Here is a 20,041-nt window from a genome sequence, read left to right on the forward strand (position 1 = left end):
ATTGTCTGTTGTTTCGCCCTACGAAGCCATGCGGTATCAAGACATCATCACGATAGAACCTGGAAAGCGAGGCGGTAAACCTTGTATTCGTGGAATGCGAATCACCGTTTATGATGTGCTGTCTTACCTAGCTTCAGGTATGACCTATGAGGAAATCCTGGATGATTTTCCTTATCTCACTCAGGAAGATATTCTTGCTTGCTTAAGTTATGCGGCTGACCGAGAACGACAAACATTAATGACTCAAGCATGAACCTACTGTTTGATCAAAATCTGTCACCTCGATTGGTCAATCGTCTTGCTGATTTGTATCCTGACTCTCAACACGCTTCCTTTATTGGTTTAGATCAAGCAGACGATCGCCTACTGTGGGAGTATGCAAATCAACGTGGCTTTACTGTTGTAACCAGAGACTCTGATTTTAGTGAGTTGAATGTCTTGCGAGGATTTCCACCAAAAGTGATCTGGATTCGACGGGGTAATTGCTCAACAAATCAGATTGAAGAAATTTTGCGATCGCATTATCAAGACATCATCCAGTTTTACGAAGATCCTGCTCTTGGAGTGTTAGCACTGTATTAGTATAGTTTTACCGTCCTATGCCACCGGATTTGCTCACTATATTTGGGTTACAGTTGTAGGTTGCAGGGATAGGTTGCGATCGCCTACACCTGACGTTGAAGCTTTTCAAGATTACCCCAATCAAGTTTGCAGTTTATAGTGCTAAGAAGGATAGAATGCGATCGTGAAATATGTGTTATGCTATCTCATAAAGCAATTGAATAGCTCGGTGTTCAACATATATTCATGGACACGTATAAGCAGGTAGCTGAACCTAATGCAGTTGCTAAGGCAAGGTTTGATAGGAACTGTGCCTTGGTTTACCTTGACTTTCAAAACGCACTTGCTCCAGCCGAAAGGCGCTGTGTGCGACGCATTACTGCTTGGGCAAAAATATACTTTGTTGAGTTTTATAGAGGTAGTCCTGTCTTCTTAAGTAAATCAAATTACATTGCAAACAACGAGAACTTAAGCAGTGACGTAGGTTTGAAGCGTGAGTTTGCTGACCCATACCGCCTTCAAGAGTCAAATCCAAAAGTCAAATCGCGGCATCATGTAGATCCACTGTGGGATAAGGAAACTCACGATAAGTGGGTTGAAGAGCATGAGTTGGAGGTGCGTCTATTTTGGGCACGAAAAAAATACTTAGATCTTGGTGATCCGGAAGATATAGCAAATGTCAAGGCAAATTATGAATTGTTAGGGATTGAACCTTTTTCCAATTCTGAAACAATCAGACGTGCGTATCATCAAGAAGCTAAGATTTTTCATCCGGATCAAGGTGGAAATGCTCAAAACTTTGCATTGCTCGAAAAAGTCTACAGAAATGTATTAGATAATGCAGTTAAAAATGAGAATAAGCTTTTAATGAAGCAAAAAGTGTAAATGTTTGAAGTTCATTATTTTTCTGATAATTCAGTAACTTTCTCAAGAAATCTAATTGCGCTTAGTGATCTCTTAACGGTACTAGGAATTAGGCAGAAGGCTCAGTATCAAAATATAATTAAACGCCACGAAGAGCGGCTATCCCAATTTCCTGAAGAAGCATATACCAATGATCTTGCCCCTTTTGGTCGAGAAAAAGAGATTTTTGTAAGTGGGAACAAGCGAAAGTTTATTAATCTTCGCCAATCTATTATTTGTGTTCACCAAGCAATTAATTTAGGAATAATTACTAGCCAATATGGATTCAATTTCTTGCAGTGGTACGCCGATATTGTTGAGAGTGGTATAGAGCAATGGTATGTTGAAAAGTCTGAAGAGGCTCTTCAAGATAGCTTAATTATGTTAGCAGGCTATGGAAGAATCGTCATTCGGCAAGAGGTGACTATTCTCGATAATTTATCGGATTCTGATAAAAAGACTCGACGTTTTGATCTTGTTGAATTTGATAATCCTAGAAAAGCAGTTAGAATTCGAGAGCTTAAGAAACATACAATTACAATCAATCACGTTCGAGAGGCGATTGAAAAGCGACGCTATTTGGAACTTGCAGTTCAGAAATATCCTGGAAAGCGAGTAGACTTTATATTTTGCAGTCCTGCTGGAATTGAATCTAGTGCTAGTAATTTTATAGACCAATTTGATAATATCTACTATGAGGAAATGCAAGAGTTAAGCCTACGCTTATACCTGAATGCTTTAGATCATACCCCTACTGACGGCTGGACACATTTCCAACTAAATGTATTTAGTAAATTTCAAAATATTTTGCCAGAGCAAAAGCTTTTACGAGCAGCAGAAGATATGAAGCGCAAGAAAAGAAAGTAGTTTTTTAACTGAATAAAATTCAATCATCTGCTTTACCAACTGATAAACAGACGCTCTTTGGTTACAGCCGCCACAGGTAACAGGGCAGTCTAACTATTATTAGGCTGAAAAATTATGGCTATCCGTCAGAACTAGATGGATAGCAAAATCTTTCAGCCTTGTTCTGCGAGATAAACAATAATATTGAAACCAGCATTTAGAAAAAACTCCTCTATCTGTCGGCTTGTCCAATATTCAACTTGGCGTTCATAGACAAAAGTTTTGGCTCCCATACATTGCTACTACCCTAATTTAACTTCGCTATTGAAAGATAACTCACAAATACTGCTACAACCGAGGACTTAGCCACATAAAGTAGGTAACGTGAAACCAAACATGACTCGATTGAGCGCTCGCATTAAGTTCAATCAAGCATATAATGCGATCGCGGAACGTTCTAGTGCAGCGCGATTGTTAGACAGTGACCTTAATATGCGCGACCATCTTTGTGCGTTAAAGCCCATTCACCATTCGGCAATTGTGTTGCTTTGAGATCGTCATTTGGGAATTCCACCTCGTCTCCCTCAGTGCGATCGCCAATTTCAAGATAGGTTACATTTTCCTGGGATCGATTAATCAGTTGATGGGCGATACCTGTCCCTGCCTTAAATCCATAGCAGTCTCCAGGATGCAAAACGAATTCCTCTTCGCCCAGTACCAGCGTTGGGCTGCCTTCCAATACCAGGATAAATTCTTCTTGCTTTGAGTGGCTGTGAGCAAGTGCAGAAATTGCACCCGGTGAGAGATGGGTTAAATTAACTCCAAAATGAGTTAACCCAAAATACTCACCCAGTTTTCGCTTTTGTCGTCCCTGAACAAGGGAAGCATAAGGCTCTGGGTATATTGTCTTACCGAGGGGTGCTGAAATCAATTCTGCTGAAATTGGGGATTGCTTCACAACTCATCCTTCCTTACTGTGTAATGGTTGAGCGGTTTATATCGTTACGTCGTGTCCTAGTTTTGCACGAAACTGTTCTAGGGGAGAAATCTTTTGACTTTTGGATAAACTCTATGGGGTTAAACGTAGGGATTCAAGTGGGATGAAAAAATCAATATATCATTTTTTCCTGGTTTTTTGTTGTTCATGTCTTTTAATGTTTGGTAACATAATTTAAAATTAAAACCTCATCTATTTTACCTCGTTTTAGAGCATTAGAGTTAATACTGCGGGTTGCAGAAACAATAAAAATTGTTTCTTTATAATCTTTATACAAATCCAAGATAAAATCTGTGGCTGAATTACTCAACATCACATTACATCGTTTTTCGGTTAATTCATCAACCACCTGTTTTAAACGTCTTTGTTCATTTTGATTAAAACCATTAATATCATATCCGGTAAAAGACGCGGTATTAGAAACGGGATCATAAGGAGGATCAAAATAGACAAAATCGCCTTTTTTTGCATCTTTAACAGCTTCAGCAAAATCAAGATTTGAAAAAGTTACTTTATTTTGATTAAAATAATCATTAACTCCCCTTAATACCGCCTCATCTAATATATTCGGATTCTTATAACGACCAAAGGGAACATTAAACTGTCCTTTAGAATTAACTCTAAATAATCCATTATAACAAGTTTTGTTTAAATAAATAATTCGGGCAGCTTTTTCAGCTTCAGAGAATTTACTATACTTTTTTGAACGATCAATTCCTCGAAGATCATCATAATATTCTTTGGAATTTTTCGCTTTGTGATCTTTTAAAATCTCAATGAGTTCTTCAACATTATCCTTAATCACTTTATAACAATTAATTAATTCCCAGTTACTATCATTCACAATTGCTGTTTTAGGTTGTAACTCAAATAAGAGTGCACCTCCTCCTAAAAAGGGTTCAAAGTATGTAGCTTTACCGATATTTTTAGGAAGATATTTTAGGATTTCCGGTAATAATTGCCTTTTACCTCCCGCCCATTTTAAAAAGGGTTTAACCAAGGGATTTTTTTGCACAGTCACAGACTAATAATTCCTTCAAACTTTAGGAGCATAGTCTATTTTAGATTAAATTGAAATTTTAGTCAATATGCACGATTTACCCAAAATACTGCATTATTTGTTATTCTATTCAACGTGAACTAACGAACAGCGTCTAAAACTTCAATGACTCAGCCGATTTATCAGCCCCCTTTTAATCTAAAAAACGGTTTCTTGATGACCATTTATGGGGCTTTAAGAGCCAGCCGAACTTGGGAAAAGACCATTAATTTACCTGAGCCTCCCTATCAAGAAGCGGTATTTTCTGGGGCGGGAGGGGTTCCTATTTACGGGATTATTGCTAAACCCAAAAATCCTAAAGGGACGATTGTTTCTACCTATGGAATTACGGGGACTTTAGAGAATCAATGGTTTTTAAAACTGGGGGGAAGAAAAGCATTTGCGGCGGGTTATGCGGTGGTTTTGTTTGACTGGAGAGCCCACGGAAAAACAGCAGAATTATCCCCAACATTAACATCCGATGGCTTATTAGAAGGAGAAGATTTTGTTAGAATTGCGGCACAATCTAAACGAATGGGTTGTCCGACTCCTTTTTGGTTTACGGGGTATTCTTTAGGAGGACAATTAGCATTATGGGGAATTAAAACGGCTCAAACTGTCAATCAATGGGGGCTAGATTTAAACTTAAAAGATTCCGATATTGCTGGGGGGGCAGTGATTTGTCCGAGTTTAGATTCTAATCGTTCTTTAAGTTATTTAGTCCAACATTCTTGGGGAAAACATTTAGAACGGGCGATTACAAAAGAACTGAAGAAGTTAGCTAAACATCTGTATCAGTATCATCCTCATGATATTGATTTAGAAGCCATTAAACGAGCGAATTCAATCTGGAGTTTTGACCATGAATTAGTCATTAAACGGTTAGGGTTTAAGAGTGTTGAAGAGTATTATAAAGCCAGTGGTGGGTTACAGTTAATTCCCCAAATTCATAAACCTACATTAATTTTATATGCAGAAGATGATCCCTTATTTGAACCTGCAATTATTCCTGAGTTGAAAGCTGCAAGTTATCACAATTCTGCCATTGATTTAGTTACAACTCAATATGGGGGTCATGTTGGATATATTAGTAGTAAATCTTGTCAAAATGAATTTAATGATCCAGATCGGTGGTGGGCCTGGAATCGTATTTTAGATTGGTTTAACCAGCAAGAACAGTCTTTAGAAACGGATAAACATATCAATTACAACCGTAAATTATCGTAAACTTCAGAAGAATTTTGATATAAAAGTAAACCCATAATTACCGAAATATACGGTTGACGAAATACTCGGAATAGCTTATCTAAGCTTAATTTCTCATCGAATTGTAGAGTTTATAACTAAGATAAGATAGAATTTAGGCAATCGTTAACGGAATAACCAGAAGTCCGACTCAAATGACAATTTGAAACGATTGATTTTCAATTACCAGAGTGCAACCCAGATGGAAACCCTGCTTATTATTTTAGGATTATCGGCTGGAGCCGCCATTGCTGCTCAATTTCATAAACCCAAACCTGAACCTCCTCCTAAAGAAAAATGGGATAAGGAATGGGATGTTGAGACAAAAACCCGAATTAAATATCGCCGAAATCACTAATATTCTGTTTAAGCTTGAGATGACAAATTGTCTCAGGGGTCAATGTAGGGTCTGTAAGCGCGGCGATCGCACCACTAACAGGTGATAAACTTTAACCTCTGGGACTATTAAAATCAGCCCCATTTATTGTAAAATTCAAAAGGATTGGGGTTCTTCTTTTTGGGGATAATTAACGATGAATATTAGCGATTTCTTTGAATTAAGTGCCGGGAAATGGTTTTCTCAACGCACTCTACACAATTTAAAATCGGGGGAATTAAAAGCGGGTAAGTCTAATTTAATCATTGAACATTTACCGAACAACGATGGGACGGTGATTCAAGTTTGTCAGCAGCATAAGATTGACCCGACTACAATTTCTGGAGGGTTTCGATTAACGTGGGAGGGAACAATAGAAGGAAACTCTAATCCAGAGAAGGGGTCTGCTATTTTAGTTCCGATTATCTATCCTGATCATCCTCAGCAAGGTGAATTATTACAATGTCAAGGCACAAATCCCAATCAATCTTTATCGGGATGTTATAGTTTAGGAGAAGATGAGGTCTTAACTTTAATTACAGAATCTCCTAATTTTTATGTGGAAGAACGGTTATGGTATTTGATGCCTAATCTTAGGCTTCGTACCAGTATTGTTAAAAATAATACTGGTTTAACTCAAGCGTCTTTTTGTTCGGAAATTCGCATGGGATTAAAATAATCGGGGTTGACGGTTAACCGTTTTCTATTCCTGATAAAGCAAAACTGGCTATTTTCCAAGGAGATATTATCATACTGCTAATTTCCTGGGATTCTTCTAATAAATTGACGGGATAGTCTAGGGTTAATCCCAGAGAATTATCCCATTTTAAAATAGTCTCTTCTCCTTGGGATTCATAACATCTTAAAATCCAGCGTTGCGGTTGGGTTTCTGCTGGTTTGAATGCCATTAAAATTAACGATTCCGATCCTAATTCTAGGAAACTCTGGTAATCGGTTAATTCAGATGTTGTTTTAGATAAACTAGACGCAACAGGAGGATAAGTTTTAACCTGTAACGGACGGTTAAATTCATAGCCTTTTTGAACGGTTTTGGCTTGTTTCCAATCTCCCGTATGGGGATAAAGGGCATAACTAAATTGATGAGATCCTAAATCGGCTTCTGGGTCGGGCCAAGTTGAACCTCTTAATAGTGTTAATCGTAATTGATTCGGTTGAGCATCATAGCCATATTTACTATCGTTTAAAAGACTAATTCCATAGTCTGATGTACTGATATCTGCCCAATGAATCGCCGGAACTTCCCATTTGGCTTTTTCTGGATCGGTTTGGGGATTTGTAGACCGTTGAATCACACCGCAAGGAATTTCATAACTGGCTGTATCCGCAGAAATTGTTAGGGGAAAGGCGGCTTTGATTAAAATATGACGCTCTTGCCAATTGACGGTTGTTTCAATTTTTAATAGGGGAGAATCTTGCTCTAAACTATAATCTTGACAAAAATCTGATTGCTGGAATTGTTTAATAATTCTCAATTTCCAAACTATAGGCCCTTGTTCTATCCATTCAATGGATTTTAGTTGCGGAGACGGTAAGGGATGTTGTTGATAATTCGGATCGATATTCCACCCATCCCAATATTGTCCTGAATCTTCAAAGGCTTGTAATTGATTTCCTTCTCCGGGTTTTAGGATATTACGTTGATGAATTAAGTCGAAAACCTGTTCTAAATTTCCGGTTTCGGAATTAATAATAACTCGCAAAATCCCATTATCAAAGCTAATCTTTTCCGGTTCTAACTGATAACTATTGACAAACTCGTTTTTTTCTGCTAAACTTTTAGTAAAATGGGGAATAGGTGCGCTCATATAGGGTGTTTTCCCCGACGTTTCAAGGGTTTCAGCCTCCTTCACCCCCAGCCAATAGACTCGATACCCCACACTCGGAACATTTTTTGCTAAAAATAACAGTTGCGGCGTTTCCGACCTTTCTCCCCGGAGTTGGGAGGGTTGGGCTATTCCCTGAGTATCGTAAATTTCCCAAGAATTATCGCCATTGGGAATAGGGACAGCAACAACCTCTGAGCGTGACCAGTTCAGGGAATTAAAGATAAAAATCGGTTGGGCGTTCAGTTGGGGTGGGGGAGGAAGAGGCGTAAAATTAGCGATCGCATCAAAAGATTGTTGTAGAATCTCTTCTGCTTTTGTGATGGCGGTTTGCCAATCTTGATTCGCTTGTTGGTAAACGGAAGAAATAGAAGAACCGGGTAAAATATCGTGAAATTGGTTGAATAAAACTTGCTTCCAAGCGGTTTCTAGTTCCCGTTGGGGATAGGAAGACTGGGTGTAAAGGGTTGCGAGAGTTGCAAACAGTTCCGCTTCATATAATAGCGTTTCACTGCGACGGTTATAACGTTTTTGATCGGCGTGAGTAGTATAGCAACCGCGATGGAATTCTAAATAAAGTTCATCCTGCCAGATGGGAAGGGATACGGGGGGATTATTCAGGACTTCTTGTAAATAATCGGCGACGGTTTGAAAGGTAAATTGAGGGAAAATAGCAGATAGATTCCAGCGTCGAGTTATTTCTAACATATCACGGGTCGGCCCTCCCCCATGATCGCCAACTCCTGGCAACCATAAACTCTGATTTAATCCGGTTTGGGTTTTCCAGTCTATCGCCGCTTTAAACATTTTAACGGGTTCAACTCGTTCACCAATTAAAGCCGTCATGAAACTCACAATTTGAGTTCCATCTAACCCTTGCCATTGAAATAAGCCGTAGGGAAATTTTGTACTATCGTTCCAGCGCAGTTTTTGGGTAATAAAATAGTTGATACCCCCTTGTTTAAAGATTTGGGGAAGTTGCCAACAAAATCCAAAGGTATCGGGTAGCCAAGCAACGGTGGAAAGTTGACCCATTTTTTCTAAAACATAATGTTGTCCGTATAAAACCTGACGGACGATAGATTCTCCATTAATCAGATTGAGATCTGGTTCTACCCAAAGTCCGGCGGCGATTTCCCAGGTTTGCTGTTGAACCCTATTGAGAATTTGGCTAAATAAATCAGGACAGTTTTGTTCTATCCATTCATACAGAACGGGGGAAGAATGGCAAAAAATTAGTTCAGGAAAATCCGTTTGTAAGTTCAGAACTGATTCAAAGGTTTTCTGCGCGACTATCCAAGTTTCTGCTATCGGCCATAGCCAAGCTAAATCTAAATGGGCGTGACCGAGTAAGCGAATTTGATAGGATGGCAATTGTGGAATAATCGACTGTAAGGTTTGACGAAGTTGAATCAGACTATTTTTAAATTGGGGAAGCTGTTGGGGGAGAGTATAGCCAGAAATAATCTCTAAACGTTCTAATAGGGAAATTAAGCTGGCTTCAAGGTTGGGGTTGTGGAGTTCGGCGTTTAAAATTATCCCCAAAATTTCTAATTCATCGGCTAAAAATACCGGGTCAATTTGGGAAGCGTCCGAGACTTCATACCAACACCAGGAAGAAACCAATGCGCCTCGGTCATGACCGGGACTGACTAAATTTAATTCCACCTCAAACTCATCCCCTGGCTGTACCGAGGGACTTAATAAAATTCGGGTATAACTATCAAATAAATCTCCCGCTTGGACAAACTGATGATTAATATAGATTTGAGCCTCTTCCGCCCACCAACTTAAGACTATTCTTAAACTTAAACTGGTTAACGGATAACCGCGTAACTCAGGGGGAACTATTATTTTTTGTCTTAATCTCAAATTCTGTTGTCCTGCCGCCCAAGCAATCTGTCCCCGTTCATTGATTTCAACAAGTTCGCCAACCTGCATGGCGTTGATCACTTGCCATTGGGGTTGAATATTAATCTGAGTCAACCCACGCAATTGTTCTGCAACTTGAGTGAGTTTGAGGAGGAGGGGGGCTGTAGAAAAACACATGATCTGTTATAGTAAAGGGGGGAAAATCCTAAATAAACCCATTGTTGCCATGTCTGTTGCTGACTCCGGGCCCTACAAAAGTCGATTATTTAATTTTATCTCTCAAACGGCTCAGAAATTGACCGATGAGGGAAGTCGAACTTGGCGCTATTTTAAGTATGCCACCGAGATGACGTTGCAAACGGCACTGTATCCGGTTTATTTTCTCCTGCAAACCGTTCGAGTCACTCGCCAAAAATTAGCAACGACGGTTAAACAGTATTTTCCCCAACTTGCATCCCAAGTTAAGACTGAGACTTCGCAACCGCCAGACGTTGATACTCCTATTGTTCAGGTTCTTAATACAGTCGTTACCCAAACTGAATCTCTATTTCAAAATTCGATAGCCTCTCCACCCGTCACCTTAGACATTCAAGGGATAGCCAGTCAAGTTGACTCGCAAACGTTGGTTCTGGTTCAAAAAGATAATATTATTTTAGATAGTCTCAGCGTTGAAGAACAACATCATCTTCAGCAACAGATTGTTTTAGAAGTCGCCAACTATTACTATTTTTATCAACATTTAGCGCAACAGCAAAACCTCTTTCAACCCCAATTACAACCGACGTTCCATTCTCCTCATATTTTATCTCCCATTCGGTGGTTTTGGCAGGTGATGAGTTGGGTACAAACCAGTCCGGTTGCGGTCAAAATCAATTGTTTTGGAGAAGCGAATTTTGCTGAGTCTAGTTCCTTTCCTTACCCTTCTCCTCAATTGATTTATACCTTAGATGGTGCGATCGCACAAGTCGAAGATTATTCAATTGTTCCCCTTTCCCACGCCACCCACAACATTGTTCAACACAGTCAAACCTGGGGACAAACGGTTATTCAAACTTGGCAAAAACCACCTCAAACGGATGTCGTAGTTAAATCAGAATCTCCTTTAGAACAAGGGGTTGATGAATATTTTTATAAGATTCAATCTTTAATTTTAGCGGCTGTTGATTATTTCTTTGGTAACCCTCATCCCCCCCTAACTTCCGAAGAAAATTCACAACAATTTTCGGGTGTTATTTCGACTACAAACTCTTCTCCCGCCTCCTCCCTTCCCCAGGCTCTGGTAGAAGATCCTTGGTTAACCCCAGAAGCGCGCGCTGAGAATATTTTATCAAAGCTTAAAAACCCTAAAACTGCCAAATTCCGTCCCGCTTCCCCCTCATCCACCCCCTTAACCCAGGATAATAATACCCAAAAGCGAGTTGGGGAGAAAGTCGAGTCTTCCTTAAACCGCTTCAAAACATCACCAACCTCAGACAATCTTTCCTTAACTTCCCCCACTGCTCCAAAGCCCTTGACAAAATCTCAAAATTATGCTATAGAATCCCCCCAAATTTCTTCTAATTCATCGACCCCAGAAGCCAAACCCGACTGGTTAGAAGCCAAAGTTACCGCCACCGGATATATTAAACACCCCCTAGAACGAATTTTAGGGTGGTTAGATCAAATTATGGTCAAGGTTGAAGAGATGATTGCTAAAGCTTGGTATTGGTTAACCCATTATCAGAAAAATTAGGCAGACTTGAAACGGTTGAAAAAAGACCCTATAGGCGCGCACAGATTCCCTATTATAATATTAACACAAAGCCATCTTTTGTCAAGGGGGCGGAAAAGAATCCTTAAAGGAAAGGATATTTTGAGATATGATGATAAAGTTGTGCTTCCGGCATAACATTTATAAATAGACTCTTGCAGCCCCGGAGACATTCATCAATGCTGACACTAAAAATCATCGTTAATATCGTCGTTCTGTTCTTTGTAGCTTTATTCGTGTTTGGATTTTTGTCCAATGACCCGGCGCGGAACCCCAAACGCAGAGACTTAGAATAAAGCAGCCTGGAAGTTGTCTCAACAGAAGTTGGGGCATAAAAATGGAAATAATATGCCGACAACCTCTGTGAACAAAATCCTTGATATGATAAAACCTTTAATTGTCATTAGCCATGCTCCCCTAGAGTTTATGGCTAATGACATTGTTTTAGCCCAGTCCCTTATGCCATCGAGTTCGGGCTATTGTGTGGAATTCTGTTACTGAAGTATGCCCTACCCGGTCTCGCCTCCTGAACCGCCTCCTTTGATTCGTACCCTGCCTTCATCAGATACAACTCAAGCAGGGAAGATAACAGTTCTCAATGAATTAGGGCAACCCTCGCCTTCATTCTCAATTTCTCCCAAAGTTACAACTCACGCCACCCTGACCTACCCCCTTCCTCAAGCGACACCAGAGGAAGTCAATCAAGTCTCCGCAGACTTACTCGGCCCGCCTGTAAGTCCAACGGTGGAGTCCGAAACTGTTTCTCCCAGCCCATATCACTTTGATTCCAGCGTTTCCTTTACCCAAACCGATCCTTCTTGCCCGACTCAAACCTGTCACAAAATCGCCATCACGCCTCCTCCTGAGTCCCAACAACCCACCGTTATCCCGGTTCCCACTCCAGCAGATCTCGTAGAAATCACCGCCGATCGGCAAGAATATGATCAACAACGGCAAATCGTCATCGCCGAAGGCAACGTCATGGTGCGGTTTCGTCAGTCCCTGATTGATGCCGATCAAGCCCAAATTAATTTAGTCAACCGTCAAGTGATCGCCGAAGGCAATGTCGCCCTCACCCGAGGAAATCAGGTGATTCGGGGCGATCGCATGGACTATAACTTCGTCCAGAATACCGGGTCAGTATACCAAGCCCAAGGAACCGTTTCCACCCGCACCGCCGCCACCGATCTCGCCATTGTTGATCCCTTAGTTACGGGTACGACCTCCACCCTTCCCTCCCCCATTAGCGATCGGATTACCGCCGCCCAACCCGTGCAGAAAGTGAGTGCTGATACCGGATTAAACGCCACCGTATCCGCCGGAGGGGGGTCATTCTTTGGGGTTCAAGGTACGGTTAATCGTCTGAGATTCGCCGCCGAGCGCATTGATTTATTCGGCAATGGGGGATGGGAAGCCCAAAATGTCCGAATTACCAACGATCCCTTTTCCCCCCCAGAACTAGAAGTCAGGGCTGATACCGCCCGATTTAACCGTATTTCCCCCCTGCGAGATGAACTGATTACCACGCGATCGCGGCTGGTTCTCGATCAATCCTTGAATCTGCCTTTGTTTCGAGAACGAACTGTCCTAGATCGCACAGAAAAACAACCACTCCCCTTTTCCATTGGCTATGATCTCAAAGATTTTGGGGGCTATTTTATTCAAGGGAATCTTCCGACCGTTCCCCTGGGCCCGGTAACTTTACAAGTCGCTCCCCGACTGTTACTCCAACGAATTTTTCAAGATAACCTTACCCCTTTTGAGCCAGCCTCTTTAGGGTTAGAAGCCCAATTATCAGGAGCCCTTACCCCAACAACGGAATTAAGAGGGTTTTTATCCCTTAATACCTTAGAAAATTTCCCCGATCTCAATGAACAAGCACTGCGGGGGAGTGTTCGTGTGCGCCAACAATTGGGGGCTGGATTTGCCCTCAACGGAGAATATAGTTATCGCAACCGTCTGTTTAATGGAACCTTGGGCTATCGTACCGTCCATAGTAGTTTAGGGGCTGTTCTCACTTCTCCAGTAATTCGTTTAAATGCTCAAGGAGCTCTATTCAGCTTTCAAACTTCCTATCAATCGGTGAATGCAAATACTGATCGCCCTGAATTATTGAAACCCATTCGTCCGAATGATCGGGTAACATTAGATCGGTATGAAGCCTTGGGAACTTTTATTTATCCGATTTTATTATGGCAAGGAGAAAGATTGCCTGCTACTGCTACAGAAGGGTTACGGTATACGCCTCAACCGGTGATTCCCTTTTTGAAATTAGCGTTTATTACCAGGGGTGTCACAACCCAATATAGTGAAGATTATTCCCAATCTTATCTAAGTACATCCGTCGGACTGCAAGGACAATTAGGTCATTTTTCTAAAGACTTTTTAGACTATACAGGATTTAGTGTATTTTATACTCAAGTTTTCTTAGATGGACAATCTCCATTTTTGTTTGATCGCTTAGTGGATCAACGAGTGCTTAGTATGGGATTAGTTCAACAAATTTATGGGGGGTTAAGGGCTGGAATTGAATCGGCGGTGAATTTAGAGAATGGTTTATCATTAAACAATGAGTTTACTTTAGAATATAGCCGTCGCACCTATGGGGTGATTCTACGCATTAATCCAGTGCGTCGCATTGGTAGTATTAATTTAAGAATTAGCGATTTTAACTGGGTAGGAACTCCTGACCCCGATTTTGGAACTCCACCAGAACCTTAAGTCGGGATGGGGGGACAAGGGGATGGGGGGACAAGGGGATGGGGGGACAAGGGGACGGGGGGACAAGGGGACGGGGGGATGGGGAGCGGGGGAGGGAGGGAAATCATTAACTTCAGTAGAGAGGCACTATGGTAAGTTTCTAAACTGACAACTGACAACTGACAACTGATAACTGATAACTGATAACTGACAACTGACAACTGACAACTGATAACTGACAACTGACAACTGACAACTGATAACTGACAACTGATAACTGATAACTGATAACTGATAACTGACAACCCCCAGGAGGTGATTGCTGTGTTTGCTTTAGAATTTCCGTTCCCGGATAGGGAAGACCACCCAACCCAAGCCGAAACCTTGAACCAGCCCTCGGTGGAAGCTTCGGCGTTACTGAAGTATTATGGTTTTGATTTATCGGATCAGACTTCTGAACAAATTGCGGCTGAGTGGCTAGAACAATATGAAGCTTCTTGGGTGTTTTTGGCAATTTTAGAAGCGTTATATCAAGGACGTTATAAAGCGATTTCTGTACAACAAATCTTAATTTATTGGCAACGTCGGGGACAAGCGATTTATCATTTTACCTCTGATTTTGAGCGTTTAATTTGTCATCGCTTTCCGCAAAATTTATTACTAAGGAGTCAAAATTCCGAATCATTACCGACTCAGGAAACCCAGGAAAAAACAATAGAAAAAGATATTAAACCAGAAATTAATTCCGAATTAAAAACCCATGAAACTGATAAATTATCCCTTAAACATCCTGATTTTTACAGGAAGTTAAAGGGATTTATAGATAATAAAACTCCAGAAAAAAAGAAGGATTGATTAGGGACTGCTATTAATCGGATGCGGTGACATTTTCATAAACTCCTTTGTCTCGTTTGACTAATTTCGTAAACCCAGCGTTTTTATAATCGGAATTAGAGGTGGGAACTGAAAGCATCGGTGCACTGATGACACGGCGCACAGGAGCATCTTCAGGGGTTTCTCCTAGGGCACACTGGGCCAACTGGCAAAGTTCACCCCAGGTTTTGATCTCCCGGCTATAGGAGTGCATCACTTCTATCGTTTGGTTGTTGCTTGGACAGAAATAATCGTAGATTGGCATAGCAAGGCTTTCTATCACAGTGGGTGACGATTGATATCTCTATTATGGAGGGTTTTGCTCAAAGTTTCACCCCCCCAAAAAAAGGGAAGACCCAAACCGGATGCAATTTTACCAAAATCAGAGATAATACGGAAGTTGAGGTTGTGATTCCCATTCATTTGCTCAACAACATCTCATCCTCTATCTTGATCAAGAAGACAAAATACACTTGGCTTTGAGGCTGACTAAAAAAATCATGAATTTGACGGGGGTTTTAATTTTCCTAAGACTATAAAATTGAGTTTATATTAAAAAATTCTGACTCTAACCTATTCTAATGAGGATGTATCGATGAGTGATTTTAAACCAACTCCTGAAACCAATATGACAACTACTCAACTGTTAGATCGCTATCAAATTCATGATGCTAACGCCTTAAAAACTTGGGCTAGTTTGCATGGAATTTATAAACAGGATGGTCAATTTACTCCTTCAGAAGTGGATTTAATTGATCATGTTCATCATCATGTTTATAATTTAGGAATGACCGTTGATGAATATCAAAATTTCTTAAATCAGCGCCTAAATCGGGTACAATCGAGTGTAGAAGCGGAACCCCCTATTGTTCAGCAAAATCCGGTTCCTGATGAGATTACAACAGAAGCCTCCCAAGCTTTAGAGTCATTAATGGAACAGTATTCCGAAGCGATTGAATTGATGGGGGAACGCATTGCGGATCATTTTATTGATGAATTAGATTTATCCGTGATGCGACATTTGGCAAAAAAAGTTAAAGAACGTCAATTATTAAATGGTCAAGCGGCTAAACCGAATCGTTTTTTAAGAACCATTCAAGCGGTACTTAAACCTAAAAATAGTCCTTTATTACCTTCTCCTTCTCCTGAAGAAACGACTGTACAAATGGAAAGTAATCATCGCTTAGGTTAAAGGATTTTTAAAGGTGTTAGCTGTTAACCGTTAACACCCGATACCCGCCACCCTAGTTAACAGGCAAGATGCCTGTTCCACACACCCGACACCCGATTTTGATCGAATGGACTCATCTTTAAATCCCAAGAATTTTGTTAAATATTTGTATCAACAGGCAAATTATCATTTAGCACATCAACAAGTTGATGAAGCGCTGTCTGTGTGTTTGGCGGCACTGAATATAGATCCAGAGTATGCACCGATTTGTAAAACATTAGGGGTAATTTGGCAAGTTCAAGAAGATTTTGAACAGGCGGAATTTTGGTATCAAAAAGCTTTAAGATTAAAGCCAGATTATGCAGAAGTTTATGGAAATTTGGGAGATATTTTTGCTGACAGAAAAGATTGGGGAACCGCAATTTTATATTATCAAAAATCGATTCAATGTAATCCTAATATAGCCGTTATTCATCGAAATTTAGCAAAGGCTCTGACTCAAGTGAATCAACTCGATGAAGCGGATATTTTTTGGTATAAAGCGTTTCATTTAGAACCCAGTTTAGGACTATTTTCTGAACATTTAGTCTTAGGAAATCGACTGTTTCAAAAACAGGAAATTGACAAAGCAATTTTTTGTTATCAGAATGCCATCCAATCTAACCCCCAGGGATATGAAGCGTATCATAACCTAGGAGAAGCTTATCATCAACTGCAACAATGGGATAATGCAATTCAAGCTTATAGCCAAGCCGTTGAAAGAAATGATCAATTTTTTCCCTCTTATATGGTCTTGGGGAATATTAATAAACAATTAGGCAAATGGGAAAATGCAATTCAAGCTTATCAGCGTGTGATTGCCTTAAATCCGACGGCTTATTTACCTTATTTTCAAATTGCAGAAATTAAGTTTAAATTACAACAATGGGATATGGCGATCGCCTTTTACCAAGAAGCCCTAAAATTAGAAGATAAGAACCCATTTATCTATTTATCTTTAAGTCGAGCTTATAGTTTTACAAAACAATGGGAAGAAGCGATCGCCGTTTCAGAAAAAGCCCTAAATATAAACCTGAATTTACCCCATTCTCATACCCATTTAGGGAACTTTTTATCAGAAATTGGAGAACTTGAAAGATCGATTCAATGTCATCAGAAATCCCATCAATTAAGGGGATGGACTGCCAGCAGCGAGAAGAATTATCACTTTACCAAAGATTGGTTTAGCGTGAATATTCCGAACTGGGATAAAGCCCTTCATGCTTTCGCTGATCTTCCCCAGATTCAAGGCTTAGAAATTGGCAGTTTTCAAGGGATGTCTGCTTGTTGGTTACTGGATCAGATTTTAACCCACCCAACAGCAAAAATGACGTGTATAGACTTAAGTTTTAAAACAGAATTTGATCAAAATATCGTTAAAACTGGAGCATCGGAAAAAGTAATTAAATTAGAGGGATATTCTCAAGACATATTACCCACTCTTTCCCCTCATACCTACGATTTTGTTTATATTGATGGCTGTCATTTAGCCTCAGTTGTTTTGCAAGATGCGTTACTATCTTGGCAATTACTAAAACCGGAAGGAATCCTGATTTTTGATGATTACGAATATCGAGATCCTGAACATCCCGAAGAAGATACTCATCAAGGCATTGATCAGTTTTTGAATAGCCTCTCCCAACCTGCAAAAATTTTACATCAAGGCTATCAGTTAATCCTGCAAAAAACGGTTTAAGCTTTTATGCTTCAAACCATTCTTGCGCTTCTTCCCATCCTTGACCTTTTCTAACAATAACAGGTTCATCGGCGGTTAAATCAATAATTGTTGAAACTTGATAACCTGGATCTGAGGTATCATCAACAATAATATCGACTAATTTTCCTAAACTATCGTACAATTTGGCTTTATCAATTTGACCTTCTATGGGCAACGCAATCGGAGCTTGACCTTCTTCTTCTGTGGTAATATGGGCAGACGTTGAAATAATTGGATTACCCAAAGTTTCAATAATTGATAAACACGCTTGATGATTGGGAACCCGAATTCCGGTGGTCTTGCGTTTGGGAGACATGACTAATTTAGGAACTAATTTAGTCGCGGGTAATAAAAACGTGTATGTCCCTGGAATTAAGCGTTTAATTAACCGATAAGCTGAGTCACTGACAATGGCATAATCAGTAATATTCGATAAGGACGAACAGAGGAAGGTCAAGGGTTTATCATTGGAGAGTTGCTTAATGCGTCGGACTCGTTCAATGGCCGACTTAACGGTTAAATCACAGCCAATGGCATAGACCGTATCCGTCGGATATAGCATCAACGCGCCATCCTTGAGGGCCTCTTTGATTTTTTCTAGGGTACGTTCTTGAGGGTTTTGGGGGTGAAGTTCGTAGAGAATTGCCATAGTCAAATGTTGTATTTTAGAGAATAAATTTTATAGTGATTTTAAGACTAACAGACTAACGACAAATTATGGCTAAAATTGCTTATTTTCAATGTCCCACTGGGATTTCTGGGGATATGTGCCTAGGGGCTTTAGTTCATGCCGGGGTTCCCATCGATTATTTAAAGGAAAAGTTAGATTTACTGGGAATTGGGGCGGAATATCAGTTTAAAGTCAAATCTGTTCGTCGTCAAGGACAGTTGGCCACTAAAGTTTCCGTGAATTTAACTCAACAGCAACCCTCCCCAAAAAACATCCATTCCCATCATAATCAGGATCAGGCTCACAATCATCTGCATCAAGATGAAATTCATCCCACCCATAACCTCAGCCCCACCCGTCATTTATCCGATATTGAAGATATTATTCTTAAAGGGAAATTACCGAAACAGGTAGAAGTTTGGAGTTTAGCAATTTTTCGGAAATTAGCAGAAGCAGAGGCGGCTGTTCATGGCATTCCCTTAGAAGAGGTGCATTTTCATGAAGTGGGGGCGACGGATGCCATTGTGGATATTGTGGGAACTTGTTTGGGTTTAGATTGGTTGAATATTGATCAATTTTACTGCTCAAAATTACCCACAGGAGGAGGGACAGTTTGGGCGGCTCATGGTCAATTGCCCGTTCCGGCTCCGGCGGTTTTAAAGTTATTTGAACTGGGGAAAGTTCCGGTTTATAGCAATGGAATTGAACGAGAATTAGTTACACCAACGGGTGCTGCTATTATGGTGACTTTAGTTGAATATTTTGGAGAACCTCCAGCTTTATCGATTCAAACCATTGGCTTAGGGGCAGGTTCTCATGATTTTCCCATTCCTAATATTTTACGGCTTTGGATTGGAGAACACAATCACCTTTATAATCCTGATATGGATTCAAAAAGTAATCCAGAAATCCAAACAATTTCGGAGACAATTGCGGTTTTAAAAACTCAAATTGATGATTTAAGTCCTCAAGTGATTTCTTATACGTTTGAGTTATTATTTCAAGCGGGAGCCATTGACGTTTTTAGTCAACCCATTACCATGAAAAAGTCTCGTTTAGGAGTCTTATTGACGATTATTTGTCACCCCGAAGACCGTCAAGCTTGTGAAGCGATATTATTTCGAGAAACGACAACGTTAGGAATTCGTTATACCCTGCAAAATCGCAGTATTCTCAAACGGGATATTCAAACGGTTCAAACCCCTTATGGTGTTGTTCGCATTAAGGTCGGGTTTTCGGGAGAAAAGATTACGAATGTTCAACCGGAATATGAAGATTGTGCCAAACTGGCTAAACAACATAAAATTAGTTGGTTAGAAGTCCATCGATTAGCCTTACAAAGTTGGTATAATTTGCCTTAAAATTGCGAATAGAGAAGAGAGATCAATAATTAAGCTTCTATGTCTTATCCTAAAAATTTATTAAGAATTTAAGCTTA

The 20,041-nt window shown here is 40.2% G+C and carries 20 protein-coding genes; 15 read left to right on the plus strand and 5 right to left on the minus strand.

Going from position 1 to position 20,041, the window contains the following annotated elements:
* Positions 1-28: 28 nt before the first annotated feature.
* From H6G57_RS10430 to H6G57_RS10445, 4 genes are all read left to right on the plus strand, one after another.
* Positions 29-253 (plus strand): DUF433 domain-containing protein, encoded by a 225-nt coding sequence (locus H6G57_RS10430; RefSeq protein ID WP_190518456.1) that lies wholly within the window; start codon positions 29-31, stop codon positions 251-253.
* On the plus strand, positions 250-582 hold the full coding sequence (locus tag H6G57_RS10435) for a DUF5615 family PIN-like protein (RefSeq protein ID WP_190518326.1): 333 nt from the start codon (positions 250-252) through the stop codon (positions 580-582). Before H6G57_RS10430 ends, H6G57_RS10435 begins: the two co-directional genes overlap by 4 nt.
* Before the next feature lie 225 nt (positions 583-807).
* A complete protein-coding gene (locus H6G57_RS10440; protein WP_190518328.1) occupies positions 808-1,446 on the plus strand; it encodes a J domain-containing protein in 639 nt (212 codons plus the stop codon).
* The gene (locus H6G57_RS10445) at positions 1,447-2,331 is read left to right on the plus strand and encodes a hypothetical protein (RefSeq protein ID WP_190518330.1); all 885 of its coding nucleotides are present in this window, start codon (positions 1,447-1,449) and stop codon (positions 2,329-2,331) included. It begins immediately after the preceding gene.
* 466 nt (positions 2,332-2,797) lie between these two features.
* Here the strand turns inward: H6G57_RS10445 and H6G57_RS10450 are convergent, their stop codons facing one another.
* Positions 2,798-3,268 (minus strand): cupin domain-containing protein, encoded by a 471-nt coding sequence (locus H6G57_RS10450; RefSeq protein WP_190518333.1) that lies wholly within the window; start codon positions 3,266-3,268, stop codon positions 2,798-2,800.
* A 193-nt stretch (positions 3,269-3,461) separates the two neighbouring features.
* Positions 3,462-4,328: a DNA adenine methylase gene (locus H6G57_RS10455; protein ID WP_309235833.1), complete on the minus strand. Its 867-nt coding sequence runs from the start codon at positions 4,326-4,328 to the stop codon at positions 3,462-3,464.
* A gap of 144 nt (positions 4,329-4,472) precedes the next feature.
* On the opposite strand from H6G57_RS10455, the gene H6G57_RS10460 reads away from it, so the two are divergent.
* The 3 genes from H6G57_RS10460 (at position 4,473) to H6G57_RS10470 (ending at position 6,646) form a co-directional block, all read left to right on the plus strand.
* Positions 4,473-5,573 (plus strand): YheT family hydrolase, encoded by a 1,101-nt coding sequence (locus tag H6G57_RS10460; RefSeq protein WP_190518335.1) that lies wholly within the window; start codon positions 4,473-4,475, stop codon positions 5,571-5,573.
* Positions 5,574-5,793: 220 nt separating this feature from the next.
* The gene (locus H6G57_RS10465; protein WP_190518337.1) at positions 5,794-5,949 is read left to right on the plus strand and encodes a hypothetical protein; all 156 of its coding nucleotides are present in this window, start codon (positions 5,794-5,796) and stop codon (positions 5,947-5,949) included.
* A gap of 175 nt (positions 5,950-6,124) precedes the next feature.
* Positions 6,125-6,646: a phycobiliprotein lyase gene (locus H6G57_RS10470; protein ID WP_190518338.1), complete on the plus strand. Its 522-nt coding sequence runs from the start codon at positions 6,125-6,127 to the stop codon at positions 6,644-6,646.
* 13 nt (positions 6,647-6,659) lie between these two features.
* Here H6G57_RS10470 and H6G57_RS10475 read toward each other — a convergent pair whose 3' ends face one another.
* Complete coding sequence (locus H6G57_RS10475) at positions 6,660-9,860, minus strand: alpha-mannosidase (protein WP_190518340.1); 3,201 nt, start codon at positions 9,858-9,860, stop codon at positions 6,660-6,662.
* Positions 9,861-9,909: 49 nt separating this feature from the next.
* Between H6G57_RS10475 and H6G57_RS10480 the strand changes: the two genes are divergently transcribed.
* The 5 genes from H6G57_RS10480 to H6G57_RS10500 all read left to right on the plus strand — a co-directional run bounded on the left by H6G57_RS10480 (position 9,910) and on the right by H6G57_RS10500 (position 14,988).
* Entirely contained in the window at positions 9,910-11,415 is a 1,506-nt protein-coding gene (locus H6G57_RS10480) for a hypothetical protein (RefSeq protein ID WP_190518342.1), read from the plus strand.
* 197 nt (positions 11,416-11,612) lie between these two features.
* The gene (locus H6G57_RS10485; protein ID WP_072720239.1) at positions 11,613-11,729 is read left to right on the plus strand and encodes a photosystem II reaction center protein I; all 117 of its coding nucleotides are present in this window, start codon (positions 11,613-11,615) and stop codon (positions 11,727-11,729) included.
* Positions 11,730-11,781: 52 nt separating this feature from the next.
* Complete coding sequence (locus H6G57_RS10490) at positions 11,782-11,934, plus strand: hypothetical protein (RefSeq protein WP_190518344.1); 153 nt, start codon at positions 11,782-11,784, stop codon at positions 11,932-11,934.
* 3 nt (positions 11,935-11,937) lie between these two features.
* Positions 11,938-14,154 carry a DUF3769 domain-containing protein gene (locus tag H6G57_RS10495; protein WP_190518345.1) on the plus strand — a complete coding sequence of 739 codons (2,217 nt, stop codon included), beginning with the start codon at positions 11,938-11,940 and terminating at the stop codon, positions 14,152-14,154.
* A gap of 303 nt (positions 14,155-14,457) precedes the next feature.
* Positions 14,458-14,988: a hypothetical protein gene (locus tag H6G57_RS10500; protein WP_190518347.1), complete on the plus strand. Its 531-nt coding sequence runs from the start codon at positions 14,458-14,460 to the stop codon at positions 14,986-14,988.
* Between the two features lie 13 nt (positions 14,989-15,001).
* Here the strand turns inward: H6G57_RS10500 and H6G57_RS10505 are convergent, their stop codons facing one another.
* Complete coding sequence (locus tag H6G57_RS10505) at positions 15,002-15,271, minus strand: zinc ribbon domain-containing protein (protein WP_190518349.1); 270 nt, start codon at positions 15,269-15,271, stop codon at positions 15,002-15,004.
* A gap of 330 nt (positions 15,272-15,601) precedes the next feature.
* Between H6G57_RS10505 and H6G57_RS10510 the strand changes: the two genes are divergently transcribed.
* Together H6G57_RS10510 and H6G57_RS10515 are read left to right on the plus strand one after the other, a co-directional pair.
* Complete coding sequence (locus H6G57_RS10510; RefSeq protein ID WP_190518351.1) at positions 15,602-16,198, plus strand: hypothetical protein; 597 nt, start codon at positions 15,602-15,604, stop codon at positions 16,196-16,198.
* A 106-nt stretch (positions 16,199-16,304) separates the two neighbouring features.
* Positions 16,305-17,912, plus strand: coding sequence for a tetratricopeptide repeat protein (locus tag H6G57_RS10515; RefSeq protein ID WP_190518353.1), 1,608 nt, complete (start codon positions 16,305-16,307; stop codon positions 17,910-17,912).
* A 4-nt stretch (positions 17,913-17,916) separates the two neighbouring features.
* Here H6G57_RS10515 and H6G57_RS10520 read toward each other — a convergent pair whose 3' ends face one another.
* Positions 17,917-18,582 carry an L-threonylcarbamoyladenylate synthase gene (locus H6G57_RS10520; protein ID WP_190518355.1) on the minus strand — a complete coding sequence of 222 codons (666 nt, stop codon included), beginning with the start codon at positions 18,580-18,582 and terminating at the stop codon, positions 17,917-17,919.
* A gap of 68 nt (positions 18,583-18,650) precedes the next feature.
* On the opposite strand from H6G57_RS10520, the gene larC reads away from it, so the two are divergent.
* The gene (gene larC, locus H6G57_RS10525) at positions 18,651-19,964 is read left to right on the plus strand and encodes a nickel pincer cofactor biosynthesis protein LarC (protein ID WP_190518357.1); all 1,314 of its coding nucleotides are present in this window, start codon (positions 18,651-18,653) and stop codon (positions 19,962-19,964) included.
* The last annotated feature ends 77 nt before the right edge of the window (positions 19,965-20,041 follow it).

Source organism: Planktothrix sp. FACHB-1365 (assembly GCF_014697575.1).
In the GTDB taxonomy this organism is placed as follows: domain Bacteria; phylum Cyanobacteriota; class Cyanobacteriia; order Cyanobacteriales; family Microcoleaceae; genus Planktothrix.

What these genes read in the sequence shown, in the direction of transcription:
- H6G57_RS10430 (WP_190518456.1), top strand. Translation starts at nt 29, where the DNA reads ATGCGGTATCAAGACATCATCACGATAGAACCTGGAAAGCGAGGCGGT.
- H6G57_RS10435 (WP_190518326.1), top strand. Translation starts at nt 250, where the DNA reads ATGAACCTACTGTTTGATCAAAATCTGTCACCTCGATTGGTCAATCGT.
- H6G57_RS10440 (WP_190518328.1), top strand. Translation starts at nt 808, where the DNA reads ATGGACACGTATAAGCAGGTAGCTGAACCTAATGCAGTTGCTAAGGCA.
- H6G57_RS10445 (WP_190518330.1), top strand. Translation starts at nt 1,447, where the DNA reads ATGTTTGAAGTTCATTATTTTTCTGATAATTCAGTAACTTTCTCAAGA.
- H6G57_RS10460 (WP_190518335.1), top strand. Translation starts at nt 4,473, where the DNA reads ATGACTCAGCCGATTTATCAGCCCCCTTTTAATCTAAAAAACGGTTTC.
- H6G57_RS10465 (WP_190518337.1), top strand. Translation starts at nt 5,794, where the DNA reads ATGGAAACCCTGCTTATTATTTTAGGATTATCGGCTGGAGCCGCCATT.
- H6G57_RS10470 (WP_190518338.1), top strand. Translation starts at nt 6,125, where the DNA reads ATGAATATTAGCGATTTCTTTGAATTAAGTGCCGGGAAATGGTTTTCT.
- H6G57_RS10475 (WP_190518340.1), bottom strand. Translation starts at nt 9,860, where the DNA reads ATGTGTTTTTCTACAGCCCCCCTCCTCCTCAAACTCACTCAAGTTGCA.
- H6G57_RS10480 (WP_190518342.1), top strand. Translation starts at nt 9,910, where the DNA reads ATGTCTGTTGCTGACTCCGGGCCCTACAAAAGTCGATTATTTAATTTT.
- H6G57_RS10485 (WP_072720239.1), top strand. Translation starts at nt 11,613, where the DNA reads ATGCTGACACTAAAAATCATCGTTAATATCGTCGTTCTGTTCTTTGTA.
- H6G57_RS10490 (WP_190518344.1), top strand. Translation starts at nt 11,782, where the DNA reads ATGCCGACAACCTCTGTGAACAAAATCCTTGATATGATAAAACCTTTA.
- H6G57_RS10495 (WP_190518345.1), top strand. Translation starts at nt 11,938, where the DNA reads ATGCCCTACCCGGTCTCGCCTCCTGAACCGCCTCCTTTGATTCGTACC.
- H6G57_RS10505 (WP_190518349.1), bottom strand. Translation starts at nt 15,271, where the DNA reads ATGCCAATCTACGATTATTTCTGTCCAAGCAACAACCAAACGATAGAA.
- H6G57_RS10510 (WP_190518351.1), top strand. Translation starts at nt 15,602, where the DNA reads ATGAGTGATTTTAAACCAACTCCTGAAACCAATATGACAACTACTCAA.
- H6G57_RS10515 (WP_190518353.1), top strand. Translation starts at nt 16,305, where the DNA reads ATGGACTCATCTTTAAATCCCAAGAATTTTGTTAAATATTTGTATCAA.
- H6G57_RS10520 (WP_190518355.1), bottom strand. Translation starts at nt 18,582, where the DNA reads ATGGCAATTCTCTACGAACTTCACCCCCAAAACCCTCAAGAACGTACC.
- larC (WP_190518357.1), top strand. Translation starts at nt 18,651, where the DNA reads ATGGCTAAAATTGCTTATTTTCAATGTCCCACTGGGATTTCTGGGGAT.